We start from the raw sequence: 17,767 nt of genomic DNA on the forward strand, positions 1-17,767 counted from the left end.
GTGCTTACCATGCGGTCCAGCCTCCGTCAACAGAGATATTCTCACCTGTAACATAGCTTGAAGCGGCAGAAGCCAGGAATACCATGACTCCCTTCAAATCTTCAGGAGTGCCGATCCTACCCAGCGGATTCTTCCTCTCCAGCTGCCGGATGAACTGCGGGTCGGCTTGAACCGCTGCATTTGGAAAAGGCCCAGGCGATACCGTATTCGCTCTGATTCCATGTTGCCCGAAGTGGCAGGCAATGTAACGGGTAAACTGGCCAATCGCCGCTTTACCGGCCCCGTAATTGGCGGGATTATCCATCCCGCTCTCTCCGTAGACCTCCGGGTTCGGCGAGACCAGCCCATACATCGAGGAGACGTTAATGATGGAGCCTCCTTTTTGTTCGACCATATAGGGCAGGACGGACTTGACACATCTGAAGGTTCCGTTGATCGTCCCGTCCAGCCCGGCCAGCCACTGTTCTTCACTCATGACGGCCAGCTTGGCCGCTGAGCTGAACGCGGCATTATTCACCAGGATATCGATGCTTCCGGCCGCTTCGGCGATGCTCTGAATACATGCTCTGACTGATGCTTCATCCCGGATATCCATTGCCTTGCCGAAGCAGGCTGCTCCGGTGGTGCGGGCGATCGCCTCAGCGGTCTCCTTGCAGCGCTGACCACTTGAGCTTACCAGATAGACTGACGCGCCAGCCTCAGCCAGCCCCTCTGCTATAGCTGTGCCCAGATAACCAGCCCCTCCGGTCACAACCGCTGTCCGGCCTTGAAGATTGAATAATTCTTGAAGAGTACGCATCCGGTTACTTCCACCTCCTGGGGTCAATGATCTCTACAGGAATATCCGTAAAGGATTCACCAAGCTTCTGCCTCACTGCCCGGCTTAGAGGGGGCAATGCCATCATCCGCAGGTTCTCCTGCACCTGTTCCACCGTCTCGCAACCAATCACGATCCCGGATATCCCCGGAAGATCCCTCACATAGAGGAAGCACAGCTCTTTAACCGGTATCCCGGTTTCCTCGCTGTATCTGATTAATCGTAACAACGGCTGCTCCGCTTGCTTCAGCCCCGCCGGAAGCTGCTCCGGTGCCATCAGCAGCAGGCCTTGCAGATAGACACTGCGGACGAAGATTTCTGTTCCCCTCCGGGCGAGCCGCTCCAGCATTCCATTCGCCAGCCACCTCTGGTCCAGTATATTCAGCGGAATTTGAATGCTGTCCAGCCCCTCCACGCGCATAAAATTCGCAATATCCTCCGCATCATACACCGATACGCCGATTCTGCGGATCAGCTGCTGCTGCTTCAGCTCCTGCAGCATTCGCAGAATTTCGCCGCCCTGGTAAGTCAGGTCCAGCGGATCATGCAAGAGACAGACATCCAGCGCAGAGCACTTCAGCTGGTTCAGGGAAGAACGGACGGAAGAGGTGACGAACCTCCTCCGCGCTTCCTCCGTGTGCACTCCTAACCGCTGGACGGAAGGGAGCTTCGTCACAATCTGCGGCCGGCTCTGCGGATCTGCACCTTCCAGGCAATCTCCGATGATAGACTCGCTGTCCCCGTATCCCGGTGCGGTATCCAAATAACCGATCCCCGAAGAGAGGGCATATTGGAGCAGCTCATTCCTCTGATGCACAGAGAAATTGACAGCTGCATTCGCAATCCCGTAATTTCCGCCTAACTGGGCTGTACCCAGCACAAACCTGGCTTTATTCATCATCTTCCGAAGCCTCGCTAACGTTAGGGTCTCTTCTTCAGGGTGGTTGCTTCATTCAGCTCCTTGACCAGCTCCGTATCATCCCGCCATTTCACCTGAATGCCCCTGTTGCGCTCAGCCATCTCAGGGTGGCCCTGCAGGAATGCCTTCAATTCTTCGAAGTACAGCGGTCTTGCCCCCACATCCAGTGCCTGGTAGATCGCCTCGAACAGCTCCAGATCCTGAAGCTCATCCATGGTTAACCGCCACTCGGGATGCACCCACTCCGCAGGAAGATCCACAGCATTGATCTTGAAGAGCGTCGGGTTGTTGAAAAAGTAAAAGGAAAGATACTCTGCATGCGTAAGCGGATTGGAATAGTGCAGCAGCCTGCTCAGCGCTTCAACGGTAAACACATCCCCCACCGTCCCCATGGTCGACTCCTTGGCGTAGGTAAAGTCCGCACCGCTTGCCAGATGCCGGTCTATCAGCAACTGAAGCATCTCCGGGGAGATCGCCGGATTGTCGCCGGTGACCCGGACTACAATATCTGCCTGGGCCGCTTCAGCCACGCTCAGCATTCTGGCAGCCACATTGTCCGGGTCGCCGGTTACCACCTTCACCTGATGGTTCAGGGTGAACGTTGTAAGGGGCTGGTCGTCCGGCAGATCCGAGGTGGCCAGCACCACCTCATAGCCGCCCGGCACAGCCAGACAATTCATCAGGCATCTCTCGATGGCTGGAATGCCGTGAATCTCGCGCAGCGCCTTGCGGCGGAGCCGGGTAGATTTCAATCTACAGATGACGGCGATGCAGATTTTGGGTGCTTTTACCTTCCCGGGCGTGATGGGTGTGTTCGCTGGTATTGCTGCCGTTGCAATCACAGGGAATTGCACCGAAGCATTGCGCGCCATGAGGGCATCCGGCATAGAGGAACGCTTATAGCATATATTTGCAGGCGTGATCATTTCACCCGGGCGCAGCTCCGTACGGGAGACGATCTTCAGAGAGGAATCCTCCAGATACCTTCTTTCCGATTCCTTAATTTCGAGGCTGCCCAGTACACACTCTGCCCGGCGCAGCTTATCCACCATCCGCCCAAATTCCTCCGGCTCCAGCGCGGAATAATAGTCAATGCCCTTCTCCGCACGGTTCAGGGTGATATGCTTCTCAATGACACTGGCCCCCAGCAGATAGGCATAGACCGGAAGATCGACCGCCATTTCATGATCAGCATCCTCATGGTCCGCGAAGCCCACCTCCAGCTGATAGGTTTGCTTAATATGGGCGATCCGGCTCAGATTGGAATCCTCCGTCCGGGTCGGATAGCCCTGGAAGCCGTGCATCAGCACGATGGGACCTTTGAAATGACCCCGGATGTAGGCTAATTGGGAATCCATCTCTTCCTCCAGCCAGCCGCTTACACCGATGAGTAACGGCTTATCGAACCTGTGCAGGGCTTCTATCAAGGGGAGCGACTGTAAGACGGTTGTGGGTAATTTCAAGCCGTCTACCTGCGATTCAAGCTCCGCGAGAAGCCCGACACCCCATTCATCATAGAGATCTACCCAGACCTCCAGCCCCGCAGCCTTGGCAAGCTGTACCGCCTCCGCCCATTGCTGCTTGCCGATGAACAAATCGATATACGTCTGATAATGGATGAAATCCGGCACCGCTAGGCTGTCGTAATGGAACCATTGAAATTTCACCCCATCAGCGCCGCTGCGTGCGGCTGCGAGGATCAGCTCCCGCAGCCGGCCGGGGTCGCCCATATGGGCATTGGCAATCTCGGCAATCACCTTCACTTTGGCCACATTAATCACTCCCTTCTCTATTTTCACTTGGAGTAGTGGCGGATCACCTTCTTGACCGCGGCGACCACATCCATCACATCTTCGGGGTCCATGCCCGCATATAACGGGAGTGTAATGAATTCCTCGTAGCAGCTTTCAGCAACCGGACAGATTCCCTTCCGGAACCCCAAGCTTTCGTAGTACGGATGGAGATAGGCGGGAATGTAATGGACGTTTACTCCGATGTTTTCCTTTTGCAGCGCCTGAAAGACCGTCTTGCGGGTGGCCTTCAGCTTCGATAGCTGAAGTCTGACAATGAACAGGTGCCAGCTCGACTCCGCCTCCGGAAGCTGATGCGGCAGAATAAGCTCTTCAGTCCCGCTCAGCTCTTGCAGATACAAGGCTGCAAGCTGCTTGCGCTTCTCGATGAAGCCCCCGATTCTGCGCAGCTGGGAGATGCCGAGTGAGGTCTGTATATCTGTAATCCGGTAATTGTACCCGAGGAATTGCATCTCATAATACCAGGGTCCGTGGTTCTCCCTTAACTTGCGCTCATCCCTGGTGATGCCGTGGGTGCGGAACTGCAGCAGCTTCTCATAATACACCGGGTTATTGGTCGTAATCATTCCGCCTTCTCCCGTTGTTATATGCTTTACAGGATGGAAGCTGAACATGGTCATGTCCCCGATAGCCCCAATGCTTGTATTCTTATATCTTGCACCAAGCGCATGGGCGGCATCTTCGATCACGATCAGATTATGCTCCCGGGCAATCTGCAGAATCTCATCAAGCTGCGCCGGCTGGCCAGTGAAGTGAACCGGGATAATCGCTTTCGTTCTTGCGGTAATTCTCTCCCTGATCCGCTGCGGATCAAGGTTATACGTCCGCGGATCGATATCGGCGAATACCGGTACGCCCCCCTGATACAGCACACAGTTCGCCGTGGCGGCAAACGTCATGGGAGTCGTAATCACCTCGTCCCCTTCGCCGATCCCGGCGGCATAACAGGCCCCGTGCAGTGCCGCAGTTCCGCTGGAGAAGGCCACTGCATATTTTGCCCCAGTAAACGCTGCGATCTCCGCTTCAAATTGCTCAATGGCCGGCCCGCTGGTCAAGTAATCACTTTGCAGCACCTTGACCACGGACTCAATATCCTCGTCATCGATCATCTGTCTCCCATACGGCAAGTAGTGGGCACGTACAGGCTTCCCGCCGTCAATGGCCAGTTTGCTTTTTCTCATGACTGGTTCGGCTCCTTTCGGTGAAAGGTCTCAAGAATCCATTGCTCTGTCCGCCGGATGCCCTCTTGAATGGTAACCTTAGGCGTCCAGGACAATTGCTTCTCCGCCTTATTGTAATTGCATAACAGCTTCTGGATCTCACTCTGCGGGTGAATATGCGGAACGTGATGGATGGGGGCCTGCCCGTCTGCAATAAGCTCGGCCAATTGATTGACGGTGATATCCTCACCCGTGCCTGCATTGACAATTTCTCCATGCAACTTATCGCTGTAGCCCGCCTCCACCACGAAATCTGCACAGTCCCCCACGTATAATAGATCCCGTGATTGGGTGCCGTCTCCGTAGATATTCAGCGGCTCGCCTTTTAATTTGCTGTGAATGAAGATCGCCACGACGCCGCCTTCGCCCCCGGTTTTCTGATAGGGACCATAGGTGTTGAACGGTCTTACAACGACCACCGGCAGATCATAAGCGTAGAAATAGGACAGGACCATATTCTCCGCTGCAATCTTGGCACCGGCGTAAGGCGAGGCTGGCTTGATGGGGGATTGCTCGTCAATTCCCTGCTCATCCGTAGCTCTGGCATAGACCATGCAGGTACTCATGAAGACCATCTTCACCTGCTGCTTGCGGCATTCCTCGAGCAGATAGAAGGTGGCCAGCGTATCATTATTGAACGTGGTTTCAGGATCATCAATGCTGTCTTGCACGTTTATGCTTGCCGCCAGGTGGTAGCACAACTCGAAGGAGGTCTCGCGGAAAAGCTCCTTCAAGGCTGCTCTGTCCTTGAGGTCCATGATCTGCACCTTCTGCAAATGCTCGTTATCCTCATACTCTTTCAGATTATCCAGGGATGAGTTCGCCAGATTATCGATCACCCAGACACTTTGTCCATCCTTTAACAAACGTCCAACCACCCATCTGCCGATGAACCCTGTACCTCCGGTTACGAGTATATTCATAGTAGCCTCCACTAGATTAGATTTTGTTCCAATGCCAGCTTCCTTACCTGCTCCTTGGTCAGCGGGATCTCTCCTTCGGAGCTGTAGGTACCCGGCTTCGGCCTGCTTGCTTCCCGGTAGGACTGCGGTGCAGCATAGGGGGAAGGGACAATGTATACATCCTTTAATTCATAAGCGGTTAAGGATTCCTCGTGGGTCATCAGCTCTTCGTACCTCTTCTCACCCGGCTTCAGGCCAATCTCCAGAATCTTCACCGCAGACGGGCGGGTCCCGTATTTCTTCGGCGCCTCTTCGGCTACAACTTCAGCCAGATCCTTCAGCCTGATCACCGGCATCTTCAGAATAAAAGTCTCACCACCCTTCGCCAGCTGCAGGGACTGAACGGTGAGCCGGGTCGCCTGCTCCAGGGTCATCATGAACCTTGTCATGGACAGATCTGTTACGGTGATCGCTCTGCCTTCTCTCGCCTGCTTCACAAACAAGGGAATGACAGACCCTCTGGAGCCCATCACATTCCCGAACCGCACAGTGCAGAACACCGTTTGGCCAGGGGCTCCCGAGGTGACGGCAGAGGAAATCAGCTTCTCAGCAGACAGTTTGGTGGCCCCGTAGTTGTTGGTCGGCGAAATGGCCTTATCTGTACTTGTAAAAACGACCTTGCGTACCTTCTGCTGCTTCGCTGCCTGAATCACGTTATGAGTGCCGATAATATTCGTAAGTACAGCCTCGAACGGGTTATATTCACAGAAGGATACATGCTTCATAGCTGCGGTATGGAAAACATAATCTATCCCCTCCATCGCAGCCAGCACACGGTCATAATTACGAACATCGCCAATCAGGTAGCGCAGCCTTGGATTTCCGTTCAGTTCATTCTGCAGCTCAAATTGTTTATATTCATCTCTGCTGAGAATCCGGATGACTTCAGGCTCCTGCTCTGCGATAAGCCTCACAATGCTTTTCCCGATGGTGCCGGTTCCGCCAATGACCAGAATTTTCTTGTTCCTAAAGAACATCTCCTCCTCCCCCCTGTTCATAGCTTGGGTCTTCCCTGGATCAGGCGGTCCATTAATTCGGCAAGTCTCCGGCCGGATTGCTCAATCTGATAGGATTGCTGCAAGAACTTATCCTTCACAGCCTTGTAGTTTACTTTCTCTTTATTGCTGGAGAAATAATGGGCCACCATTCGGGTCAGATCAGCCGGCTCTTTTTGAATATAGGGATCAAGGGCATCATAGTAATCATATTCACGGTTGGCCTGAATGAATTTGTAGACAAATACGGGCTTATCGAACAAAAGGCCTTCGAGGGCAACCGTGGAGAGGGTGGCGACCACAGCGTCCGATTTCATAATCAGCTCACGGGTATCAGCCTTTCTGTCGGTAACCACATGAACATTGCTATATTCTTCTTCATACTCGGTATACAGCGAGATCAGCTTCTTGGACAGCTCCCAGGGATGGGGCTTAATAATCAACTGGAATTGCGGATGTGAGGCCAACTGGGTAAGCAGGGTGCGGATCTTGTATTCATCGAGCGTTGGTCCGGTAGCGATTAGTAAGGTGACTTTATGAGGGTCAAGCTGGTAGGTCTCCCGGAACGAATCTTTGGGGGTATGCGGTGCCGTAAAGATATCATCATAACGCGGGTGGCCGGTGATCACAATTCGCTCCGATTCAAGCCCTCTTCTCGTATACCAGTCGTGTTCGTATTGCCCATAGATTCCGACATGGCTGGAGAATACAGGAATGAATGCTTCCTCTCCCATCAGAATTCCGTGCTGCAGACATACGCTGGGAATCCCCTTAATCCCTGCAACGACGGCAAGTGTCCGGCTGGCAACATCTTCTGTCGTACCTACCATTACAGCGGCTACCGGCAGGTCATTGTAGAGATTAAACACCATTTCAATAGTATCTACAATGGTAGGAATCCGGCTTAGGAAGGTCTGGGTGAAAAATCCATTGCTGAACGCAGGATGTCCTTCGGCCTTAGCGAAGAGGTCTGCCGCCCGCTGGACCAGCTCTTCCGCAGCAGCTTTGGTGTCCTGCTTGTAGCCCAGGCTGTATACATTGGGGATGCCAAATAGCTCATCCGCTCTGGAGCGGGATAGAATCATGGCCGAATCTCCGCTGAAATGCTCGCTGATCGTTTGCTCCGACATTCTGATATAGTCCAAATTAATCAGTATTTTGCCCTTCAGATTGGACTTCACAGACTGATAGAGCGGCGCAACCATCGTTTCAAAAAAAGGCTGAATCTGATCCTGTTCATGAATACCGGAATGCTCCAGCTTCAGCTTAAAATCACTGCTTCCCATCTCGCTTCTAAGCTCATCATTGATTTGCTGATAGAAGTTCGTCATCAGGGCCAGAGGGATATTCCTGTACTTCAGCTCCTGTGCAGCATGGATAAATTCACTGTAGAGCGACCAGTAATTGGACAGATAGATAGACAATCTGTTTCCTCCTTCTTCATGCACCGGTTTTGGCAGCTTTTTTATTTCTTCTGCTGCATTAATTTCAGCTCTTCTCTCAGCTCCTTGCAGGTTCGCTGCGGGGGAAGCATCTGGATGAACTGGCTCTTCTCCTGGTGCTGCAATTGAAAGTGAATGGACAGCTCGGTGATATAGTTATCATCCAGAACCTCATCCACCGGGTAGAAGTCCCAGAACTGGTTGAGCCGCCAGAAGAACCGGCCGTCGCCAATTCTATAGAACTCCGGATTCTCATCCCAGTAGGACCCGAACTTGTCATGAATGACAGGAAGAATGGAGCTTCTGTGCAGGATGGAGCAATGATCGATGACGCAAGGGGCCACCGAAACGATTTTTTTGGCCGGTCTTAACTGGCTGCGGGTCACTTCATTGTGTTCATTCAAGTAGTTGACCAGCGATGCAGAGTAGGCAATCATGACCTCGGGGTTCTCCTCCAGATAGTCCACCATCTGCTCAAGTCTAGTATTTCTGTAACAGTTGTCATCCGTAGCATAGGAAATATACTCTCCCTTTGCTTGATACAGGGCTTGATTAATCAGCGCGGAATATCTGACCTTCTCCACCCTCTGCTGCAGGGTTTCTGTATCGCTTCTGAAGAATTTGATTCTCTTATCCTTGAGATAGGGCTCAATTACTTTCAGAGTTTCTTCATTCGAGTTATCATCCATCAGGTAGAATTCAAAATCTGTAAGCGTCTGATCCAGAATGGATTCAATGGATTTTGCGACATATGCGGCCTTATTGTAGCTGGTCATAATGATCGTAACTTTTGGCAATCGAATACCTCCCTCGCTGTTTACTTGCTATCATATGTATCCTTCTTCGAAACGGTATAGGTTAGAAGACTAAATTTTCAAATGGAGGACAGAATGCTTCTCTGGATCTATGGGCAACCTGAATAAACGCCTAACAGAATAACTGTAAGGCGTCAATCAGGTCCGGTAAATCCGTCTATCAAGCTTGCACGTTCATTAACAAATCATGCACCCGGTGTTCAAAAGTATGGGCGGCCAGCACCTGCTGCCTCGCTGCTTCAGCTATCCGCTTGCGCTCATCGTCATGTGCCATATAGTAATGGATCTTCTGCAGTAAATCATGCTTATCCTGATACGAAACCACCTGTTTTCCTTCCTCAAATTGATGACTGAGCCCGCTTCTATAGTCTGTAAGCTGAAACGCTTCACAGCTGGCCGCGTCGAAAGTGCGGTTGTTGATGCTTGTTGCGATGATCCCCGCCCGGTTCCGGTTGTACTTCTCAGCGGAGGGCCGGTGGATATTCAGAACGATCTTAGCGCCATTATAATAATTCACGGCTGTTTCGGGCTTCACCCAGGCGTTCACCAGCTCTATAGTCTGGCCGGGCTGCTTCACCCATTCATTGTAATACCTGCCCCACCCTCTCCCCACAATTTGAATCCGGTAATCGGTTCTCTGGAGTAAGAATTCGATAAGCTCTATGCGGTTACTGTAGGGTACACCTACTAAACAAATATCACTTTCATACTCTTCAGAGACCTCTGAGGGATGAAACAGGCAGGGATCTGTGCCCAGTGGCAGATGATTGACATGGGGATGACCAAGCTGTCTGTACTGTTCCAATGCGGCTTGATCGATGGTGAAGATGTAATCAAAATAAGGGATGAGCGAAACCGTCCAATCCATATAATAAGGGTCCTCGGTCAGCCATATAGCTGACTTCCCTTTGGTTTGTTGTATGAATTCCAGCACAGGTGTCGTGATTTTGAGGCCGGCCAGGACCAGAATCAGATCCGGCTGCAGGGACTGCTGCTTAAGCTTTAGCGCATCCAAGCCACTCTTTAGCGTGAAAGATTCACAACGATGGCCGGCCTTCGAAAATGCTTCTATTATACTCTGCTCAAAAAAGTAATAGACGGCCCGGAAACCTGAGGTAATAAATAGAATATTCAAATATATTCCTCCCTTATAAACTCCCAATTTTCCAAAGAATAGGATGTCGCCCCAAGCATAATATCCATGAAAACCATATGATGTGATTATGATCAAATTGGAGGTGAAAATATGGCGCAAACATTAGTTGAATATGCAAGAAGTTTCCATACCAATCTAAGCACCGGAGTTATTATGATTCCAGTCCCTGCCACACCAACTCTGATATTAGAATTCGGTATGGCAATTCCTCCTGCTCCAAGCAATTATGTAGAACTCACTACTACCGTTGGCTGGGAGGTAACGAACGTATTTGCTACTCCGCCCGATCAACCCAAGCTCCTGCTTGAAGTCCTTGTAGATGGCATCCTGGTCGGCAGTGCCCAGCAGTCCTCCATCTCGAACGATGAAGACGAACCACTGCGGATGACCACCATGTTCCAGACCATTCTTACCGATCTTCCCGAAGGATATTATGCGATTCAGGTATTTGCTACTAACCTGGAGGATCTTCAAGGAGATATCACCTTAAGAGGCCCTATCCTCATCACCGGAAAGGTAATCGCCACTGTATAAAGGCTATACAAAAAAACTCCTTGGTAGAAGTCTTATTTGCACTAAGCAAACAAGATTAACTTCTACTAAGGAGTTTTTGTATGCATCTGAGCGGTTACCTGCTCAGAGCGCGTTCTCACTAACCTCACGACTCTCCAGCGCATTCCAGTCATCCTGGGACAGCAGCTCCAGCTGGGCTTCCAGCAGCGTCCGGAACCGGGTACGGTAGATCGAAGCCTGCTTGCGCAGCTCCTCGGTCTCGATCGCCACCTTGCGGGATTTGGACAACGCTTCGTTGATAATCCGGTCGGCGTTCTTCTCCGCTTCCTTGAGGATCAGCTGGGATTCCTTCTTGGAGTTGTTCTTCACATCATCCGCAGCCTCCTGGGCTACAAGAATGGTCTTGGACAGACTTTCTTCAATATTGACGAAATGATCCAGGCGTTCCTGAAGAGTTAACAGCTGGTTGTGCAGTTCCTTGTTCTCCCGGATCACACTCTCGTAATCCTTAATCACCTGATCCAGAAATTCATTGACCTCATCTTCGTCATAACCGCGGATTCTCCGGGAGAATTCCTTGTTATGTATATCGAGCGGTGTTAATGGCATGCTGTGCACCTCCTAGAAATTTCGGTGAAGATTATAGATGAAAGACAATTACCGGCGCACGGCCTGCTAAATGTCCATATTTCCCTGAGATTATCAATTTCGACAAGCACAGCTGTAATCCTGCAAAGACTTCAGACAAATTTGCCTACCAAAATCCGGTAACGGCCCTTCTTCGTCAAGCTGCCGATCTCCAGCACCTTGAACCGTCCGAAGCCCTGGATAGAGACCATGTCCCCGTCCTTCAGCGAACAGGACGGATCTTCCTCGACCTTCCAGTTCACCCGGACGCGCCCGGCCTTGATCGGGGCCAGAATCTTGCTCCGGCTGAGCCGCGTGACATCCGCTGCAATCCCGTCAAGCCGGAGGGAAGCCACTGTGAACTCCATCTTCTCCAGCTTGACTTCACTGCTGCGCAGACCCGATAACGGCAGGATCTCGGTACTGACATTAATCCGGTGTACACCGGTCAAATGGATGGACAGGTAATCCGCGATGTCAGCAGCCACCACTACGTGACAGCCGTCTTCCAGCACATGAATATCACCGATCTTGCCTCTTTTGATGCCAAGTCCCAGGATTGCCCCCATATAATCCCCATGCATAAGCGAGAGAAATTTCTGTTCGCCGGAGGTGACATTCAGCACGCTTAACTCCATATCCTCATCTGTGAGGTCACGATAATCCGGAGCCACCAGCCCCCGCTTCCGTTCGGCATCCGAAGAACCGCCCTCCCAACGCACAATCACATCGGGATGGCGGTTCACCAGACTCTGCAGAATATAGGCCTGACGGGGGTCCAGGAATTCGGTCAGCTTCGTCTCATGATACTCTCCGGCATTCGTAACCCACTCCCAGGCCTTGTCCACAAACGGCCGCTCATCCGGGTGGAAATGCCCGTAGATTTCATTCTTCATCGGATTAGCCGAAGACCGAGGCTACGATAGAGTGAAGCCCGACTGCGGCAAAGCGCAGCATGATAATCGCGACAATCGGGGAAATATCCAGCGTTCCAAATAGCGGAGGAATAATCCTCCGGAACGGTGCCAGATACGGCTCCACCAGCTTGCCCAGCAGCTCACCGATAAAGTTCTCACGCAGATTCGGCAGCCAGGACATCAGAATGTATACGAGGATCATGTAATAGTAAATCTGAAATAGGATGTCTATAATTGAAGATATTTCATTCAAACCCTGCTCACCTCATTCGATTGTAGTCTTGCTCGTCACCCAGGATCTCGGTAATGGAGCCTTGAATCTCCACGGTGTCCGGTGTGCACATAAATATATTGCCCCCAATTTTGGATATTCCTCCACCCAGAGCATAAACAGTTCCGCTGAGAAAATCGATAATCCGCATCGCCTGGTCATTGCGCACCCGCTGCAGGTTAATTACTACCGTGCGGTGTGAACGCAGATGGTCGGCAATCTCCTGCGCCTCATCATACGAACGCGGCTCGTAGAGCACAACCTTCACATTTTTTTGGGAATGAATGCTGACGACGTTGGCCCTCTGATTCTTGCGTGTTTCTACAGGGGCGGGTTCGTATTCATCCTCATCACGGGAGATTTGCTCCCGTTCCACAATCTCCTCTTCCTCCTGCAAGCCCAAGAAACTCATAAATCGGTTCATCACGCCCATCATTCTCCCTCCTCATGACCTACTAATACCGTTCCCAGGCGTACCCGGGTGGCTCCTTCCTGTATCGCCACTTCAAAGTCATTCGACATGCCCATCGACAGCTCTTCTATTGGCTCAGGTGTCAAGCCCAGGAGATTCAGGTGGTCACGCAGCTCGCGGAGTCCGCGGAATACCGGCCGGGTCGCCTCGGGGTCTTCCTCGTGAGGGGCCATCGTCATCAGGCCGATGACCTTCACCCGGTCAAGCGGGGCGATCTCCCTCAGGAAGTCCTCCACCGCTTCCGGCGCCAGGCCGAACTTGGTATCCTCGCCTGAAATATTCACCTGCAGGAACACCTTCACTTCAAGTCCCGCAGCTTCCGCCTTCTTATGCAGCTCCCTGGCCAGCGACAGCCGGTCCAGAGAGTGAATATATTGAAATTTACCGATAACGTCCTTCACCTTATTCGTCTGCAAATGCCCGATAAAGTGCCAGATTCCCTTATGTCCAAGCGCATTCCATTTCGGCTCCGCATCCTGCCAGCGGCTCTCGGCGATCTCCTCAAGACCTGCCTCCAGCACAGCGGCAACCGTATTCAGCGATACGTATTTCGTTACCGCAATCAGCTTGACTTCATTGGCATCCCGGCCGCTGGCCGCGCAGGCCCGTGCGACACGTTCCCGGGTAGTGGCTATTCTTTCTTGTAGCGAGGCCAAAATGTCAACTCTCCTTTATTCCGATCCAGCTCGTCATTCTCCCAGTGACCCCGTTTTCCTTCCGGTACGAAAAGAACAGATCACTGTTACAGCTTGTACACCAAGTTGTACATTCGATATGAGTCGGCAATATTCCTGCTTTTATCATAATGCGTTGATTCAATTCTTTCAAGTTCAGCATCATTTTGCTGCTGTCTGTCTCCGATGGTCTATATACAGCCCGTGCGCCTTCCGCCGCATCCGGCAGGTTCAGCCTGGCCTCCAGCCGGCGGACAGGGTCCATCACGTAATCATCCACCTCATAGCAGCAGTCTCCGATGGAAGGCCCTATAGCGGCCTGTATGTCCTCTGGACGGGTCCCGTACGTCTGTCCCATGCGCTCCACCATCGCCGCCGCGATTTCCGCCACGGTCCCCTTCCAGCCTGCATGCGCCAGCCCTACCACGTGGTTCAGCGGATCATGGAAGAACAGCGGCACACAATCAGCGTAAAAAGAAGTCAGCAGCACCCCGGGCACATTCGTCAGCAGCCCGTCAGTGGCCTGAAAGGCAGAGGCCCGGTCCAGGCTGCCCCGGCCGCGTTCCTGTTCTGTAATGACTGCGATCTCTTTGCCGTGGGTCTGTTCCCCGCAGGTCCAGTCGGCCAGCCGGAATCCCAGACTCGCAGCCAGCAGGCTGCGGTTGGCCAGCACATCCGCCGGATCATCGCCTACATGAAAAGCACAATTGAAGCTGTCATAGGGCTTCGTTCCGCTGCCGCCTGCTCTGCCGGTGAAGCCTGCAGTAATGCTCCTATACGGCTCACGCCACGGCTCCAGATGCAGCAGCATGGGCGCTGTACCATTTTGCATAAACGGTTCCATCTCTTCACCTCCGCTTAAGTGTAACACACTCAGCCCCACAAAGTGGCGCAGCGCTCCGAAGCCTACTCAGGTACTTTGCGGGGGCCCCGAAAACATTCTCCTATGACTTTACCCATATCCGCAGAAAAAAGACGCACCTCATTAATAAGTGCGCCGTTCACTGCGGTCCGGCCGATCCAGGTACATCATCTCGCGGTCTTCCTGTCCCTGCGGCATGCGGGGCTCCTCCAGCTTCACGAGCACGACATCCGCACCGATCTTCACGATATTCCGCCACGGAATCACCAGATCAGCACCGCCGCCGAACAGCCCCATGAATCTGGTGTACCCCGGGACAATCACAGCGTCAATGACACCTCTACGCAAATCAAGCTCCAGATCGCTGATCTGGCCCAGCCGTTTACCGTCAACAATATTGATTACATCTTTGGTTTGAAAATCGGAGATTTTCATCTTTTTACCTGAAGCTGACGTTTCCTCAATCATCCTGCCACCCCTGTACATTCAGACCTATAGCTTCAGTATATGTCCTTAGGGCTTGGCCGCATGACTGTATTCCAGAGCCTCAGCGCCACGGACATATAAAAGGATATTCCGGCTAGCCGCTAGTTGCCGCCATCCGGAATATCCTCCGCTCATTTATAGATTGTGGTCAGGACTTTACATGCTTTTGCATTTGCTGGATCGCTGATTTCTCAAGCCGTGAGACCTGGGCCTGTGAGATGCCAATCTCGTCGGCGACCTCCATCTGGGTCTTGCCTTCGAAGAAGCGCATCGACAGAATGCGTTTCTCCCGCTGCCCCAGCCGCTGCATGGCCTCCCGGAGTGCAATCTCCTCAATCCACGAGACATCCTTATTCTTGTCGTCACTGATCTGATCCATCACATAGATCGGGTCCCCGCCGTCATGATAGATCGGCTCGAACAGGGATACCGGGTCCTGAATCGCATCAAGGGCGAAGACAACATCCTCCTTCGGAACGCCGAGCGCTTCAGATATTTCGAAGATCGTCGGCTCCCGCGAATTCTGGTTCGTCAGGCTGTCACGCACCTGCAGCGCCTTATAGGCAATGTCGCGCAGGGAGCGGGATACCCGGATCGGGTTGTTATCCCGCAAGTAGCGGCGGATCTCTCCGATGATCATCGGCACCGCATAGGTGGAGAACTTGACATTCTGCGATAAATCGAAATTATCGATGGCTTTCATGAGTCCGATGCAGCCTACCTGAAACAAATCATCCACGAACTCTCCACGATTATTGAACCTTTGAATCACGCTTAGCACAAGCCTGAGGTTGCCATTTACCAATTTCTCTCTGGCGGATCGCTCGCCCTGCTGCTGCAGCGAAGTGAACAATGCCCGCATTTCCACGTTCGTGAGAACAGGCAGCTTGGCGGTGTCCACACCGCAAATCTCGACTTTATTTCGGGTCATGATGATTAACCTCCCAAGGAGAAACATTACTGTACATTATCTCCCCGGTCCGGCATTTTATTCCTCAGCTTTCATCACTTACACCATCTTGTTGAACTCCTTGCGCAGCCGCTTGATAATTCGTTTCTCCAGGCGCGAAATATAGGATTGGGAGATGCCCAGCAGATCGGCCACATCCTTTTGCGTTTTTTCCTCGCCGCCCCGCAGTCCGAACCGCAGCTCCATAATCAGCCGTTCCCGCTCGCTGAGCTTCTCCAGCGCCTTCTGCAGCAGCTTACGGTCCACCTGCTCTTCGATGTTCCGGTAGATGGTATCGTTCTCCGTGCCCAGCACATCCGAGAGCAGCAGCTCGTTGCCGTCCCAGTCAATATTCAGCGGTTCATCAAAAGAAACCTCGCTTCTGGTCTTACTGTTCCGCCGCAGATACATCAGAATCTCATTCTCGATGCAGCGCGAGGCGTAGGTGGCCAGCTTGATTTTTTTCTCCGGATCAAAGGTGTTGACCGCCTTAATGAGTCCAATCGCGCCAATAGATACCAGATCCTCGATGTTAATGCCGGTGTTCTCGAATTTCCGGGCGATGTAGACCACCAGCCGCAGGTTGCGCTCAATCAGCATGGCCCGGACGGCCGCATCCCCGCTGGAGAGCCGCTGGAGCAGAAATTCCTCCTCCTCGCGTGTCAGCGGCGGCGGCAGCGCTTCACTTCCCCCGATATAATAAATCTCCTGGCTCTTCAGACCGAGCAGAAACAGCATGCGGTAATACTGCAGTTGCAGCACAAGCTTGAATTTGACCATTATTGTTCCTCCTATAGGTTACTTAGCCCATCACCTTGTCAGCCGGTGCTTCTGGAGCACTCTCTTTATGGGTCAGGTCAGGATGTATGACCGCCCGGTACGCGCCGTCTCCCGACAGTGTCCCGCCATCCAGCCCGATGAGTACCCTTGTGCTGCAAAAGGTATCACCGCCAAGCTCTATCCTCACCTTATCCGGCTTCAGCGCGAGCATGAAGGATGCCCCGCGGTTGACGCCTCTGTACGGCACCAGCCGCACTCTGTCCTGCCAGGCGAACGACTGCCCGTCCGTTTCCAGTACAAGTGTATCTGCACCCGTCTGGGTCAGCCTCCCTTTCCAGGAAGCCGGCAAATGGCCCTCCCACAGCGAGGCTTCCATCACCATCACCGGAATCCTCGTCAGCGGATCGCTGAGCCGGTTCCCGGTATCCAGCAGTCCGGGGCAGGTAACCGACACTCCGTCGATCTCCACCGTCACTTCGCCGATATAGGAATCCAGCTGCTCTCTGTGCCGGCGGGAGGACTGGATCAGCTTGAAGAGCAGCAGCACCAGCGGAAGCAGGGCAAGCACGAACCAGAACCCGATCTTCAGCCGGTAAGCTTGGCCTCCCGATGAGGTGAAGATCATGCCCTTCCAGAGGTCACCAGAGCTTTGCAGCAGATAATGAACGCCTATGATCCCTCCCGCCGCCGCAAAATTAATGATATAAAACGCCCCAAATGCCCGAAGATAGCTTTGCAGACTTCTAAATCCAAAGGCTATCCAGATCATCAAAACCGATAAACCGAATTTGACGAGAAAGGTATACAGAAAGGACAGCTCCGGTACGAACATCATGACGACATAGAGTGCACCCGCCAGCGCTGAGAGAGTCAGGCGCCACCAGGATACCTTGTGCTTCACCAGCCAGCTTGTCAGCCACAGCAGGACTCCGTCGATCAGCAGATTGGCGGCAAAAATCAAGTCAATATACACAACCATCGCTCTCACCTGCCTGCAAGCGGATATCTATCCGGAGGCCGGGGTGCAGGCTCTCTTTTTAGACGATAAGATTAGTATAGAAACTCCCGCATCCAAAGTC

20 protein-coding genes are annotated in these 17,767 nt (G+C 52.6%); 1 reads left to right on the forward strand and 19 read right to left on the reverse strand.

What is annotated here, in order from left to right; translation table 11 throughout:
- Positions 1-4: 4 nt before the first annotated feature.
- The 9 genes from NYE26_RS22135 to NYE26_RS22175 all read right to left on the reverse strand — a co-directional run bounded on the left by NYE26_RS22135 (position 5) and on the right by NYE26_RS22175 (position 9,996).
- Positions 5-799 carry an SDR family oxidoreductase gene (locus tag NYE26_RS22135; protein ID WP_339250182.1) on the reverse strand — a complete coding sequence of 265 codons (795 nt, stop codon included), beginning with the start codon at positions 797-799 and terminating at the stop codon, positions 5-7.
- Positions 800-803: 4 nt separating this feature from the next.
- Positions 804-1,718, reverse strand: coding sequence for an aldo/keto reductase (locus tag NYE26_RS22140; protein ID WP_339250184.1), 915 nt, complete (start codon positions 1,716-1,718; stop codon positions 804-806).
- Between the two features lie 20 nt (positions 1,719-1,738).
- Positions 1,739-3,535, reverse strand: coding sequence for an N-acetylneuraminate synthase family protein (locus tag NYE26_RS22145; RefSeq protein ID WP_339250186.1), 1,797 nt, complete (start codon positions 3,533-3,535; stop codon positions 1,739-1,741).
- A complete protein-coding gene (gene pseC / locus NYE26_RS22150; protein WP_339250188.1) occupies positions 3,532-4,728 on the reverse strand; it encodes a UDP-4-amino-4,6-dideoxy-N-acetyl-beta-L-altrosamine transaminase in 1,197 nt (398 codons plus the stop codon). Before pseC ends, NYE26_RS22145 begins: the two co-directional genes overlap by 4 nt.
- On the reverse strand, positions 4,725-5,690 hold the full coding sequence (locus tag NYE26_RS22155) for a GDP-mannose 4,6-dehydratase (RefSeq protein ID WP_339250190.1): 966 nt from the start codon (positions 5,688-5,690) through the stop codon (positions 4,725-4,727). Before NYE26_RS22155 ends, pseC begins: the two co-directional genes overlap by 4 nt.
- Positions 5,691-5,701: 11 nt before the next feature.
- Positions 5,702-6,706, reverse strand: coding sequence for an SDR family NAD(P)-dependent oxidoreductase (locus NYE26_RS22160; protein WP_339250192.1), 1,005 nt, complete (start codon positions 6,704-6,706; stop codon positions 5,702-5,704).
- A gap of 17 nt (positions 6,707-6,723) precedes the next feature.
- Positions 6,724-8,148 carry a CDP-glycerol glycerophosphotransferase family protein gene (locus NYE26_RS22165; RefSeq protein ID WP_036724253.1) on the reverse strand — a complete coding sequence of 475 codons (1,425 nt, stop codon included), beginning with the start codon at positions 8,146-8,148 and terminating at the stop codon, positions 6,724-6,726.
- 41 nt (positions 8,149-8,189) lie between these two features.
- Positions 8,190-8,963, reverse strand: coding sequence for a glycosyltransferase family 2 protein (locus NYE26_RS22170; protein WP_036724254.1), 774 nt, complete (start codon positions 8,961-8,963; stop codon positions 8,190-8,192).
- A gap of 178 nt (positions 8,964-9,141) precedes the next feature.
- Entirely contained in the window at positions 9,142-9,996 is an 855-nt protein-coding gene (locus NYE26_RS22175) for a glycosyltransferase (protein WP_339250195.1), read from the reverse strand.
- A 231-nt stretch (positions 9,997-10,227) separates the two neighbouring features.
- Between NYE26_RS22175 and NYE26_RS22180 the strand changes: the two genes are divergently transcribed.
- Positions 10,228-10,671: a hypothetical protein gene (locus tag NYE26_RS22180; protein ID WP_036724258.1), complete on the forward strand. Its 444-nt coding sequence runs from the start codon at positions 10,228-10,230 to the stop codon at positions 10,669-10,671.
- Positions 10,672-10,773: 102 nt separating this feature from the next.
- Here the strand turns inward: NYE26_RS22180 and NYE26_RS22185 are convergent, their stop codons facing one another.
- From NYE26_RS22185 to spoIIGA, 10 genes are all read right to left on the reverse strand, one after another.
- Entirely contained in the window at positions 10,774-11,259 is a 486-nt protein-coding gene (locus tag NYE26_RS22185) for a DivIVA domain-containing protein (protein WP_036690176.1), read from the reverse strand.
- 131 nt (positions 11,260-11,390) lie between these two features.
- Entirely contained in the window at positions 11,391-12,173 is a 783-nt protein-coding gene (locus NYE26_RS22190; protein ID WP_339250197.1) for a YlmH/Sll1252 family protein, read from the reverse strand.
- Between the two features lie 4 nt (positions 12,174-12,177).
- Entirely contained in the window at positions 12,178-12,447 is a 270-nt protein-coding gene (locus NYE26_RS22195; RefSeq protein ID WP_036724260.1) for a YggT family protein, read from the reverse strand.
- Positions 12,448-12,454: 7 nt separating this feature from the next.
- Positions 12,455-12,898 (reverse strand): cell division protein SepF, encoded by a 444-nt coding sequence (gene sepF / locus NYE26_RS22200; protein WP_036690181.1) that lies wholly within the window; start codon positions 12,896-12,898, stop codon positions 12,455-12,457.
- Positions 12,898-13,593 carry a YggS family pyridoxal phosphate-dependent enzyme gene (locus tag NYE26_RS22205; RefSeq protein ID WP_036724261.1) on the reverse strand — a complete coding sequence of 232 codons (696 nt, stop codon included), beginning with the start codon at positions 13,591-13,593 and terminating at the stop codon, positions 12,898-12,900. Before NYE26_RS22205 ends, sepF begins: the two co-directional genes overlap by 1 nt.
- A gap of 4 nt (positions 13,594-13,597) precedes the next feature.
- Positions 13,598-14,455 (reverse strand): peptidoglycan editing factor PgeF, encoded by an 858-nt coding sequence (gene pgeF, locus NYE26_RS22210; protein ID WP_036724264.1) that lies wholly within the window; start codon positions 14,453-14,455, stop codon positions 13,598-13,600.
- A gap of 141 nt (positions 14,456-14,596) precedes the next feature.
- Positions 14,597-14,908 carry a YlmC/YmxH family sporulation protein gene (locus tag NYE26_RS22215; RefSeq protein WP_235191841.1) on the reverse strand — a complete coding sequence of 104 codons (312 nt, stop codon included), beginning with the start codon at positions 14,906-14,908 and terminating at the stop codon, positions 14,597-14,599.
- A 199-nt stretch (positions 14,909-15,107) separates the two neighbouring features.
- The gene (gene sigG / locus NYE26_RS22220; protein WP_036690188.1) at positions 15,108-15,890 is read right to left on the reverse strand and encodes an RNA polymerase sporulation sigma factor SigG; all 783 of its coding nucleotides are present in this window, start codon (positions 15,888-15,890) and stop codon (positions 15,108-15,110) included.
- Between the two features lie 78 nt (positions 15,891-15,968).
- Positions 15,969-16,691, reverse strand: coding sequence for an RNA polymerase sporulation sigma factor SigE (sigE, locus tag NYE26_RS22225; protein ID WP_036690190.1), 723 nt, complete (start codon positions 16,689-16,691; stop codon positions 15,969-15,971).
- A 19-nt stretch (positions 16,692-16,710) separates the two neighbouring features.
- Entirely contained in the window at positions 16,711-17,667 is a 957-nt protein-coding gene (gene spoIIGA / locus NYE26_RS22230; protein ID WP_036724267.1) for a sigma-E processing peptidase SpoIIGA, read from the reverse strand.
- Positions 17,668-17,767: the final 100 nt, after the last annotated feature.

The organism is Paenibacillus sp. FSL P2-0136, from assembly GCF_037975325.1.
Lineage (GTDB): Bacteria > Bacillota > Bacilli > Paenibacillales > Paenibacillaceae > Paenibacillus_AQ > Paenibacillus_AQ silagei.